This is a genomic window from Mucilaginibacter rubeus (assembly GCF_003286415.2).
In the GTDB taxonomy this organism is placed as follows: Bacteria; Bacteroidota; Bacteroidia; order Sphingobacteriales; family Sphingobacteriaceae; genus Mucilaginibacter; species Mucilaginibacter rubeus_A.
The window spans coordinates 5746237-5758692 of the sequence record NZ_CP043450.1; the positions used below are offsets into that span (position 1 = coordinate 5746237).

The window sequence follows — 12456 nt, forward strand, 5'->3', positions numbered from 1 at the left end:
CTATGAAGAAGATATCAATAGTAACAGCGGCATTATTAAGCGTTTCGGCTTATAGTTTTGCGCAGGATGTTAATAAACTGATTAATAAAGATGACGTAACCCGCATTATCAAAACGCTTTCGGCAGATGATATGCAGGGTAGGGCAACTTTCACGCCCGGCATCGAAAAGGCAGCTCAATTCATCGAAAGTGAATATAAAAAGGCTGGTTTGAAGCCGATGGAGGGCAATACCGGTTACCGCCAAAATTTCACCATGGTGCGTTCAACCCCGGTAAGCTTAACGGTAAGCATCAATGGCAAAGCCATAGCAGCCGACAGCGCGTTTGCCAGCAGCGCCGATTCATTTAAGTGGGCAGGTGATAAAGATGTACAGGTGATTACGGTTGGCCCCGATAAGGATTTCCGCACCGAATATCGTAAAGCGTTTAAAAGCGATACCAAAACCCTTTTACTGGTCGATCCTAAATTCAAAAGCCTGTTTAGCCGTATTAAGGGCTATATTGGTGCCGGCTCAACCAATTTCAAAGGCAAAGCAAAAGCGCCAATCATATTTGTATCCGGCAAGTTTGATAACGTTACATCATTTGATGTAAACTGCGAAGTAAAAACCCAGGAGTTGCCACTGTTTAACGTAGCAGGTATCATCCCCGGCAAGACCAAACCAAATGAATACGTAGTATTTTCGGGCCACTATGATCACCTGGGTATCATTAAGCCTGATAAACCAGGAGTAACAGATAGTATTGCCAACGGCGCCGACGATGACGCTTCAGGTACAACAGCAGTGTTAAGCCTGGCTAAATACTATAAAAAGCTTGACAACAATGCCCGTACCCTGATTTTTGTAGCCTTTACCGCCGAAGAGATTGGCGAATATGGTTCACAGTATTTTGCGAAACAAGTAGATGCCGATAAGGTAGTTGCCATGTTCAATATTGAAATGATTGGCAAGGCTTCAAAATTTGGTACTAACTCCGCATTCATCACCGGTTTTGAAAGATCCGATTTTGGTAAGATCTTACAGAAGAACTTAGAAGGTACCGCCTTTAAGTTTTACCCGGACCCCTACCCGGACCAGGACTTGTTTTACCGAAGTGATAACGCCTCGCTGGCCGAAGTTGGCGTACCTGCACACACCATCTCAACCGACCAGATTGATATAGATAAACTATACCATACCGTTGGCGATGAGTTTAGCACACTGGATGTGGATAACATTACTTCGACAATCCGCGCGATAGCGTTGAGTTCGCGTACTATTGTTTCGGGACAGGATACACCGACAAGAGTGCCTAAGAAAACGGAATAGAGAGATTAGAGGTTAGTGATTGGAGATTAGTTGGACGGCAGCTAACGTCCGAATCAAAAAAGTTTTTTTAGTTCCCCTCTTGAGAGGGGGAGCGAAGGATGGAGCGATAGCAGGGGTGTGTTTCTACAATTGATTTATCAAAGTAGGAACACACCCCTCCACCCCTCTCAAGAGGGGAATCGCACAATTCCTGCGCTTCTTAGTTTTCCCCCACATGAACAAAATACTCAAGATAGCAGTTGTAGGCCCCGAATCAACAGGCAAATCTACCATGTCTGAATATCTCGCGGCACATTACAATACAATAGCTGTGCCTGAGTATTCGCGTGAGTATTGCGCAAACCTCACAGGCGATTGCACCTGGCAGGACGAAGTGAATATGTTCCACGGCCAGGTGGCACTCGAAAACAAACTCCTTCCACAAGCCAACGGTATTCTGATCTGCGATACTACTTTTTTAACGGTAAAAATCTGGAGCGAGGAAATGTTTGGTAACGCCCCACAGGAGGTACTTGACGAACTGCCGCGCCACCCCTATGACTTATACCTGCTCCTGGATATCGACATGCCCTGGCAGGATGATCCCTTACGTAACTTCCCTACCAAGCGGGAGTATTTCATGAACATTTGGCACCGCGAACTCCAGGCGCTTAAGGCTAACTACCTGGTAATATCAGGCTTAGGCCAGGAAAGATATGATAATGCCGTAAAGGCGATTGATAAGTATCTGAACCCTGATTTTTAGGATTAAAGGATGACCAGGATGATGTGCAGATTTGTAGATGTGCAAATTTCAGATTTAAAGATTGAATAAAGATATCCATGCGGATATTATTTGCACCAAACAGCTTATTCGCATAACCGGACTCGGCTCATCATACCACCTTTTCAATTTGCACATCTGCACATCTAAAAATTTGCACATCTAAAATCCGCCCCAACTTAAAACTTTCAAAAAAATTATCAATAATTAAAAAAATATTTTTCACATACGTGCAACGTTGTAAAATGCGTTGCGTCTATTATCCTGAAGCTGGTCACAAATTTGGAAGCGATATATATTGACAAACATTACAACCTGGTAATTGAGTGCAAGCAGGGAAGCAAAAAGGCCTGCTATGAGCTTTACCGTCTATATTCGAAAGCTATGCTGAACGTGGCCTTTCGGATAGTGGGCGATATTGCCGAAGCGGAAGATGTGCTGCAGGAAGCTTTTGTGGATGCCTTTGCCAAGCTGAAGGATTTTAGGCAGGATACCACATTTGGCCTCTGGCTTAAGCAAATCGTTGTTAACCGGTCAATCAATATGCTGCGCAAGCGCAAGCTTGAACTGGTTGAACTGGAAGACGGCCACCTTGAAAATATTGCCGACGATGAAAGCTGGGACGATGAAGACATACAATACCAGGTTGCCCGGGTAAAAGAGGGCATGAAACTACTGCCCGATGGCTACCGCGTTGTATTATCGCTGTACCTGCTTGAAGGGTATGACCACGAAGAAATAGGACAAATATTGAACATATCAGAAAACACATCAAGAACCCAGTTTTTGAGAGCTAAAAGGAAGTTAATTGAAATTTTAAACAGGAAAGGAACAGTATCATGAGCAAGCGATTTGAAGATTTCATGCACGACAATAACGAAGAATTTAACGAGATAGAACCATCGGCAGATCTGTGGGGTAAAATTGAGGCGCAGCTCAATTTTTTGGACGAGGAAGATCAGCAACCCAAAAAGCGCGAAGCAAAGACTTTTTCGCTGGCCTTCGTACTAAAAGTAGCCGCGTCGGTGATCATCGTAATGGGGATAGGCTTCGGCATATATATACAAAGCCAGAAAGGCGTAAAAAGCGTTGACTTTGCAGCCATCAACCCCGAGTATGCGCAACAGCGGGTGCATTACGCGTCGCTTGTTGAAACCAAGCTTACCGAACTTAAATCAGCATCTAAAAACGATCCACAGCTATACAAGGAGTTCAGCGCCGAGATAGCTAAAATGGATTCCACCTATAAAAAACTAAACAATGATTTAGCCACCAGCCCTAACCAGGAACGTGTTTTACGTGCAATGATCCGGAACCTGCAAATACAAACCGAGGTGCTAAACCAGCAATTAAATGTAATTGAACAGTTTAACCAGATGAAAAAGGAACAAAACAATGAAACTAAAAATATTTAGTCCGGCCCTGCTAACACTTATCGGCTTGTTAACCATAAGCACAGCAAACTTTGCACAGGTAAGTCCTGCAGCTCCTCCTCCTCCGGCAAAACCGGCATTACCACCCTCGCCGCCGCCTGCCGCTGAACTTAACGGCGACTGGACACCAGCTACCAATAGCAAGGAGTACCAGGAGAAAATGAAGGAGCTGAACGCCAAGATGCGCGATTTGCAAAAACAGATGAATAACCTGCGAATGCAGCAGCAAAAACAACTCCAGCTTAAAATGCAAAACATGGTGCGCCTTAATAAGCAACTTGCTTTTAAATTTAAGGACAGCATGCGGTTCAAAAAGCTTGACTCCTTAAAGTTTAAAATGAAGTTTAAGGATTTTGACAGCATGAAATTTGCCGACAAGTTTGAAAAACTGAGCCCTAATGTGAACTTCGGTTTCAAAAACTTCGACCAAAACTTCAGCTACAGTTACAATGGCGACGATAGCTATGAAAAGCAGGTGCAAAACGGCGATATAGTTGAGAAAACCAAAACCTACAGTAAAAGTTACAGTATCGATGGCAATGATGTAATTAATATCGATAACAAATATGGTAAAGTAACTGTGTTTACCTGGGCAAAAAGTGAAGTAAAGGTTGATGTACAAATTGTGGTAGGTGCTAATGATGAAGATAAGGTGCAAAAAATGCTGGACGCGGTAAGCATCAAGGATAGCAAAGATGGCTCAGGTGTTTCTTTCAGAACATCTATTAACCAGGGAGATAGCGACAATGATGGTGGTATCTGGGGATCGTTATTTGGCAAAAAAAATGCGTTCCGTAAAATGGAGATCAATTATACGGTGTATATGCCTGCCAGGAACCCGCTTACCATCAACAACAAATATGGCAATACAGAGTTACCTGATCTTAGCGGCAAGCTCAATATCAATAACTCATATGGAAGCTTTCGTGCAAAAGCGCTGACTAATCCCGGCAATCAAATCAGGGTAAGATACGGCAGTGCCACTATTGAAACCTTAACAGGAAGCGACCTTGATGTGGCCTACGGTAGCCTTAGTCTTGGCGATTGCGATAAGCTGAATGCCGATGTAAGCTATGGCTCAGCAAAAATCGGCCGCATTACTACGTCAGGCAATATCAACGTAAAGTTTAGCGGTGCTTTGAATATTGGCGAGGTTGATAAAAATGTGAAAAACCTTTCTGTTAATTCATCATATTCAAGCGTAAAGCTGGGAGTAAACGATGGGCAGAATGCCGATTTCGATATTACTGTACACTATGGCAGCTTCAATTACAACGGCCATGATGTTAACATCACCAGTAAAACCCCTGCCGATGGCGAGCGTGGCTTTAACCCCACTAAAACCTACAAGGGCCATTTAGGCAAAGGTGGCAGCGATAAAACTATTACCATCAGCACCAGCTATGGTAGTGTAAGCTTTGATTAAACATTATAAATAACCCCATTTTAAACGGCGCATTGTTATGATCTAACAATGCGCCGTTTTTTATTGCTTTACCGGCTCTTGCAAATCTGCCACAGCCCTCATAGCTTTGGAGCAAACATCTCCCCTATGCACCACCAGGACAATGAAAAGCAGATCTTTAATACCCTTTATGATCAATACAAGCACCTGGGCTTGCCGCTTGAACTTATAAAGCATACCGATTTTACGGTTTTCAACCTGAAAGATATAAACCAGCCTACGCCGTTTAAATCGCCGTTGAGCAGGCTTAATTTTTTTGTTTTTGCCTTTATTAAAAGCGGGGATGGTGATTATACCATTGATGAGCATAATTATAAACTGCAGCCACGAGCCATCTACTTTACCAATCCGGGGCATTTTCGCTCCTTTAATTGGGAGCACATAGGCGATGTTTACCTGTTTACATTGAGCGAATCATTCCTGAAGGAAAACGTTTATGCCAATATTTTTGATGAGTTCTCTTTTTTGCTGGCCGAAACATTTCCGGCACGGGTAGTTAGTCCGGATGTTTTTGATGAGTTTGATATTTTGTATCATCAAATATTGAGAGAGTATAACTCAAACAGCCCTTACCGCTATCGCATTATCGGCAACCTGTTTGTAGTGGTGCTGTTAAAATTTAAGGAATATTTCTGGCAGGATTATAACCCGATATATGAAGGAAACCGCAGTTCGGAAATTGTAAAGAACTTTAAACGCCTACTCGAGAAACACTACCGCGATCTTAGCAGCGGCATAGCCGAACAAGCCTTTCGCGTGCAGGATTATGCCGATGCACAAAGTCTGCACCCCAATTACCTGAGTAATGTCATCAAAATAAAAACCGGCAAAACCATCAGCACCTGGATAGCCGAAAAAACCATTTCCGAAGCCAAGGCGCTACTGCAAAATTCAAAACTTTCCATTAAGGAGATCGCTTTCAGGCTTGGCTTTTCTGAAGCAACACATTTCAGCAATTACTTTAAAAAGCATACCGATACGTCGCCGGTTCTATTCAGGAAGGGCTATGGCACCGTTACTTCATAATTTGAATATTATTATTTCTCTAAACTGTTGTTCATGCCTTTAAGGTAACTATCCAAAAGCAATAATAAGCGTAGCATCATATACCCCCTCGAAACAACTTGTAAACGGCTTACCAATTTGCGCCATTAGGCGCTACCTGTTTGTAGAACATTATTTTGCATAATCATTTGCGCCGTTAGGTGCTACCCGATATGCGCATACATTAGCGCCATGCAGAAGGGTAGCACCTAACGGTGCACAATTATTTTGCTACAAACAGGTATCCCCTATGGGGAATTAAGAATTTCACAGACACATATAATAATGACACTAATACCAAACAGACGCAAACATGACTGACAAAAAAAGGGAGACCATTTGATCTCCCTTTTAATTTATTTTTCAAATCCTCACAATTATCTTCCTCCCAGAGGGCATTTAGCTTTCAGGTACTGTGTAAACAGGGTACGTAAATGCTATGTTGTGCCTTGTACTGTTTCTTCGTAATTTGAATTTTATGTTCCACTAAACTGCCGTTCATGCCTTTAAGGTAACTATCCAAAAGCTATAATAAGCGTAGCATCATATCCCCCCTCGAAACAACTTGTAAACGGCTTACCGATTTGCGCCATTAGGCGCTACCTGTTTGTAGAACATTATTTCGCAGAATCATTTGCGCCGTTAGGTGCTACCCAATATACGCGTACAATTAGTCTTATGCAGAGGGGTAGCACCTAACAGTGCACAAGTTATAACCTGTTACTTTTACTACAAACAGGTATCCCCTACGGGGAATTAAGAATTTCACAAACATCTATAATGGCGACACCAACAACAAACTCTAGCAAATATGACTGACAAAAAAAGGGAGACCATTTGATCTCCCTTTTAATTTTCTTTCAAATCTTCACAATTATCTTCCTCCCGGAGGGCATTTAGCTTTCAGGTACTGTGTAAACAGGGTACGTAAGTGCTCTGTTGTGCCTTCGCCTTCTGATATCGAGTGTGTACGGTTAGGATATGACATCAGTTGAAACTGCCTGTTGTATTTTATCAACTCGTCAATTAACAACTCGGCGTTTTTGTAGTGTACGTTATCATCGCCGGTACCGTGGATATAAAGCAAGTTACCTTTCAGGTTTTTAGCATAAGTAATCGGCGAGCCTTTTATAAATGCCGCACGACCAGCCTCATCGGTAGGCACACCCATGTAGCGTTCCTGGTAAATATTATCGTAAGTAAGCTGCGAACCAACAGCCGCCACAGCGATACCCGTTTTGTATATATCACCGTACTGGAACATCAGGTTAAGGGTTGACGAACCGCCACCGCTCCAGCCGTGTACCGCAATACGGGTTGAGTCCACAAAAGGCCATTTGATGATCTCTTTGGCAGCCATCGCCTGGTCGCGGATATTGATGATACCAATATTTTTGTAGATAGCTTTGCGCCATGCAGTACCTTTAGGGGCCGGAGCGCCACGACCTTCAACCGACATGTAAATATACCCGTCATCGGCCATACTGCCTTCATACAGCCTGTTATGGCCTGTACCCCAAGTATCGGTTACGGTTTGTCCTGCTGGTTCACCATAAACGGTAAACAGTACAGGGTATTTTTTATTAGGGTCGAAATTGATTGGCTTCATCATCCAGCCATCCATTTCAATGCCATCAACCGTTTTAACCTTGAAAAACTCGGGCTTATTTTTAGTGTCTTTATCAACGGTTATTACAGTACCGGTAATATGTTTGTGTTCAGGCAAACTAACTACCTCGCTTTGCGGACGGGTGTAACTGTTGTTGAAATTATGCAGCGCTACTTTGCCGTTAGGCGAAATATCATAGCTATGCGTTCCCGGTTCATCAGCAGGCGAAACACGTTCGGCCTTACCACCGCTTAATTTTATTTTGTACAGATATTTTTGAGTAGCATTATCAGGCGATGCGATGAAGTATACATATCCCAAAGCTTCATCAATCATGTCGATGCCAATCACATCATAGTTACCTTTAGTGATCAGGCTTTCCTTGCCTTCGCGGGTTACTTTATATAAATGGCGCCATCCATCTTTTTCGCTCAGCCATAAAAAGCTTTTACCTTTTTCAATCCAGCCCCAACCCACAGGGTCGCCGCCGGCTACACGGGCTTTAACATCAATCCATGAATCATTGTGCTCCTCACGGATAGAACGAGTTGTACCGTTTGATACATTACCGATAAATACACGGCTTTCGTTTTGGGCACGGTTCAGTTGCTCCAGGATAATTTCGTTTGAGTTATCGGCCCATTCCATGTTAGGGATATAATGCTGCACGGCATCGCCCGGAACATTGATCCAGGTAGTTTTACCGGTTGCGGTGTTAACCACGCCAACTTTGCATGAGCTTGGATCTTCGCCTGCTACAGGATACTCAACAGGTACCACAAACGGATAAACCGAATCGGTAGTGTTAAGCATCAGGTAAGTTTTGATCTTGCTGGCGTCCAATTGCCAGTATGCTATTGATTTGCTATCCGGCGACCAGCGGAAACCATCGCGACAACCAAACTCTTCTTCATAAGCCCAGTCAAAAGTACCGTTAATGAGCTTTTGAGTACCATCGGTGGTTAATTGTTTAACCGAACCGTCAGCCAGGTCTTCCATGTAAATGTTATGACCGCTTACATAAGCCGCCTTGTTGCCATCAGGCGAAAACTTAGCAAACATCAAAGATGATTCGGGCAGGTTTTTACCCAACTGCCAAAGTTTTTTAGTGTTTGAATCATAAACCCAGTAATCACCACGGGTATCATAGCGCCATACCTTTTTGGTGTTGGTGTTGATAAGCACTTTTTTGTTATCCTCACTCACGGTAAACCTTTTAACGCTGATAGGCGATTTACCTGCAGGGGTCAGTTCTTGCTTAGTGATAAAAACAGTTTTTTTAGAGGTGTCACGCGCGTCGATCATGATGATCTGTCCGCCGGTGATGCGGTAGTATTGGTTGCCGTCTTTTGTCCAGTTAACACCGGTACGCTGCGCGTGAGCGGTATTTTGCTGGATAATTAACAGTAGTGCGGTAAGGAAAGTTAATCCCGAACGGTAAAATTTCATATACATTAAGTTTGAATTAATAGAGCAACGCTATTTTTATTTATTAGATAACGTCACTGTAAATTTTGCGTTAAATTAGCACAATAAAGAAATCTAAAGCCCTCTGTAATGAAAAAAATACCTCTATTGCTCGTTGCCTGCATGTTACTTTTCACTTCGGTAAATGCCCAGCATGCCGACAGGAGCAAATTCATTAAAGACAGTTTAGATCTTTACATCAGCAAGGCCCTCACCAACTGGCGTGTGCCCGGTGTAGCCGTTTGTATTGTAAAAGATAACAAAGTTGTGCTGATGAAGGGTTACGGCATTAAAGAGCTTGGCCTCATGAACAAGGTTGATGAAAATACCCTGTTCATGATAGGCAGCAACACCAAAGCCTTTACCGCTACCGCCCTTGCCATGCTACAGGCCAATAAAAAGCTATCTTTAGATGATAAGGTAACCAAATACATTCCCGAGTTTAAACTGGAAGATAAAAACGCGAGCGAGCAGGTGATTGTACGCGACCTGCTTTGTCACCGTCTCGGTTTCCAGACCTTCCAGGGCGATTTTACTTTTTATAACACTAATCTTACCCGCCAGGATGTAATAGCACACCTGGGCAGGCTAAAAGCCGCCTATCCGTTCCGTACACGCTGGGGTTATACCAACGCGGCATTTTTAACGGCTGGCGAGATCATTCCAAAAGTAACCAACGGGCACTCATGGGAGGCTTATGTAAAAGAGGCCATTTTTGCACCACTGGGCATGGGTAATACTTTAGCTTTAAGTAGAGATCTGCCAACTTCTATAAACCGTACAGTACCTCATACCATTGTTGATGGCAGGCTCACCCCAATCCCCTATTGTCAGATAGACGGGATTGCACCGGCAGGCTCTATCAGCTCATCGGTAAATGACATGAGCAAATGGGTATTGGCTTTGTTGAACAATGGCAAGGTAGGCCAGCGCCAGGTGATCCCTGCTGCAGCTATCGAAGCAACCCGTGTACCACAGGACATTGTTGGCAGCGTTCACCACATGAATGGTGAAAATAACTTTGAGCTTTACGGCCTGGGGTGGTTTATACAAGACTATTCCGGGCACCGCCTTGTAATGCATGATGGCGGCGTTAATGGCTACTTATCGTCGGTAACGCTTTCGCCGCAGGATAACCTGGGCATTGTTATATTAACTAATACAGATCAAAACCTACTCTTTGAAGCCTTGCGTTGGGATATCCTGGATGCTTACTTTAAACAACCATTCCGCAACTACAGTGAAGGTTACTTAAAGCAATACAAAGCCAATACCGCTACTGAACAAGCTGAGGACAAAAAACTGAAAGACTCTGTGCTGTTAAACCCCAAACCCATGTTGCTGCCTAACAAATACCTCGGCAAATACACCAACGAGTTTTATGGCACTATGGAAGTTACGCAAGGCGAAGGCAACAACCTCGAGATGCGCTTTGAACATCACCCCAAAATGTATGCATTGTTAAAACCCCTTGGTGGCAACCGGTTCTACGTTACATTTTCCGATCCTACATTAGGCAAAGCGGTATTTCCGTTCACCATACAAAACGGCGAGGTTACAGGCGTACGTGTAAAAGTGGCTGATTTTGTAGAGCGTGGGGCTTATGATTTTAAGAAGAATTAGGGCAAGGGAAACAGCATTTAGTTAGCTAACTGTCGGGCCAAAGCATAAATATGAAAGCGTGGAATTGTGCGATTCCCCTCTTGAGAGGGGTGTAGGGGTGTGTTTCTGCTTTGACAAGCTAATTACATGAACACACCCCTGCCAACACACTTTCCTTCGCGCCCCCTCTCAAGAGGGGAAATAAAAATCTAAAAATCCCACATAAAAAAAGCGGGATAACTTTTCCCTAAAGAAAAATTATCCCGCTGAAAATATCTGAGCAGTAAACCGCTTATTGCAATACGATCTTACGGATGCGGTTGTTATAGTAATCAGCCACGTAAAGGTTATTGCTGGCATCAACTGTTATGCCCTGCGGCGAATTGAAGATACCTGCGGTTCCAACACCTTCTGCAAAACCTGTTGTACCATTGCCTGCAATAGTTCTTAAAACCCTGTCTTTAGTGATTTCCAGGATCCTGCCATTCTGATCAGTTATGAACAGGTTTCCGCTTTTGTCAAACGCGATAGCTGACGGGCCACCAACAAGGGTAGTTTGTTTATTACCGCCAACAAAAGTAGAAACAACGCCAGCCGGAGTAATTTTACGAATAGTGTGGTTAAGCGCCTCGGCAACGTAAATGTTGTTATTAGCGTCGATAGCTATGCCATTAGGCCTGTTGAAAGTAGCGCTGGTAGCGGTTGCATTGTCCAGGTAGCTTGCGCCCCTGCTGCCTGCAAACGTAGTAACAACACCTGCCGACGTAATTTTGCGGATCAGGTTATTACCCATATCAGCAACAAAAATATTTCCGGAACCGTCAATTGCCAGTCCACGCGGGCTGTTAAAAGTTGCTTTGGTACCGGTTCCATCTGCATATCCGGCATCGCCGCTACCTGCAAAAGTGCTTACTGTGCCATCCGGGGTAATCTTACGGATATTGTTATTGCCATAATCGGCTACATAAATATTGCCTGTTGCATCTGTAACTAAACTTTGCGGAGCATAAAACTGAGCTGTAGCTACTGGGCCATCAACGTAGCCAATAGCGCCACTGCCAGATAACGTAGTAACATCTCCGGCTGTAGTGACTTTACGGATAGCGCTATTAAATGAATCTGCAACATAAATATTGCCATCAGCAGCGCCTACAGTTACACCCTGCGGGCTGTCAAAAAAAGCAGCGCCGCCTAAACCGTCAATAAAGTCAGATCCGGCGTTACCTGCCAGTGTACTAACTGTACCACCAGCATAAGTAGTACCGTCGCCGGTAGTGAATTGTATAACCTTACCATAACCGGTACCTGCGCTGTTTATAGCATAAGCACGGGCATAATAAGTTGTTTTAGGGCTTAAACCGGTAATTTTGGTTGTATAAGCAAATTGAAGTACGGTATCTGTAGTCTTTTTATCAGCCGTAGTTGGTGTTTGATTGGTTGAGCTATAGCAAACGCCATAGGTACCAAGGCTCACATCCTGCGTTCCGTTAAATAAACCGCCCGCATAGGCTATTGTTCCACTTTCAGCAGTAACCACATCCGTGGTGGTTAAATCCGGTACGGTTACTGGTGTAACGCTTCCGCTTTTACCACAACCTGCACCTGCCAAAGCAACGGCAACTATAAACGCGGCAAATAAAATTGTTTTAGTAAAGCTCTTTTTCACGAGTTTGTTTAAAAGTTATATAGTAAAGTAAGCAAAATTAACTTATCAGTACGTAGTAAATCACTTTAAAGTAACATTTTAACAAATATTAACATAC

General features: G+C 43.6%; 9 protein-coding genes. 7 read left to right on the top strand and 2 right to left on the bottom strand.

Translation table 11 applies throughout. From position 1 onward, the window contains the following. Window positions 1–2 precede the first annotated feature (2 nt). The 6 genes from DEO27_RS22935 (at window position 3) to DEO27_RS22960 (ending at window position 5997) form a co-directional block, all read left to right on the top strand. Window positions 3–1310, top strand: coding sequence for a M28 family metallopeptidase (locus tag DEO27_RS22935; protein ID WP_112568987.1), 1308 nt, complete (start codon window positions 3–5; stop codon window positions 1308–1310). A gap of 214 nt (window positions 1311–1524) precedes the next feature. Continuing rightward, the gene (locus tag DEO27_RS22940; protein WP_112568989.1) at window positions 1525–2055 is read left to right on the top strand and encodes an AAA family ATPase; all 531 of its coding nucleotides are present in this window, start codon (window positions 1525–1527) and stop codon (window positions 2053–2055) included. Window positions 2056–2355: 300 nt separating this feature from the next. Further along, window positions 2356–2916, top strand: a complete 561-nt coding sequence (locus tag DEO27_RS22945) for an RNA polymerase sigma factor (protein WP_112568991.1) — start codon at window positions 2356–2358, stop codon at window positions 2914–2916. Then, on the top strand, window positions 2913–3488 hold the full coding sequence (locus DEO27_RS22950) for a hypothetical protein (protein ID WP_112568993.1): 576 nt from the start codon (window positions 2913–2915) through the stop codon (window positions 3486–3488). Before DEO27_RS22945 ends, DEO27_RS22950 begins: the two co-directional genes overlap by 4 nt. Continuing rightward, entirely contained in the window at window positions 3469–4932 is a 1464-nt protein-coding gene (locus DEO27_RS22955; protein WP_112568995.1) for a hypothetical protein, read from the top strand. The genes DEO27_RS22950 and DEO27_RS22955 overlap by 20 nt, the downstream gene beginning before the upstream one ends. 126 nt (window positions 4933–5058) lie before the next feature. Further along, the gene (locus DEO27_RS22960; protein WP_112569062.1) at window positions 5059–5997 is read left to right on the top strand and encodes a helix-turn-helix domain-containing protein; all 939 of its coding nucleotides are present in this window, start codon (window positions 5059–5061) and stop codon (window positions 5995–5997) included. Window positions 5998–6889: 892 nt separating this feature from the next. Here the strand turns inward: DEO27_RS22960 and DEO27_RS22965 are convergent. Then, the gene (locus tag DEO27_RS22965) at window positions 6890–9073 is read right to left on the bottom strand and encodes a S9 family peptidase (protein ID WP_410505348.1); all 2184 of its coding nucleotides are present in this window, start codon (window positions 9071–9073) and stop codon (window positions 6890–6892) included. 108 nt (window positions 9074–9181) lie between these two features. Between DEO27_RS22965 and DEO27_RS22970 the strand changes: the two genes are divergently transcribed. After that, window positions 9182–10714 (top strand): serine hydrolase, encoded by a 1533-nt coding sequence (locus DEO27_RS22970; protein ID WP_112568999.1) that lies wholly within the window; start codon window positions 9182–9184, stop codon window positions 10712–10714. 271 nt (window positions 10715–10985) lie between these two features. Here the strand turns inward: DEO27_RS22970 and DEO27_RS22975 are convergent, their stop codons facing one another. Further along, window positions 10986–12359, bottom strand: coding sequence for an NHL repeat-containing protein (locus DEO27_RS22975; protein ID WP_112569001.1), 1374 nt, complete (start codon window positions 12357–12359; stop codon window positions 10986–10988). Window positions 12360–12456 lie beyond the last annotated feature (97 nt).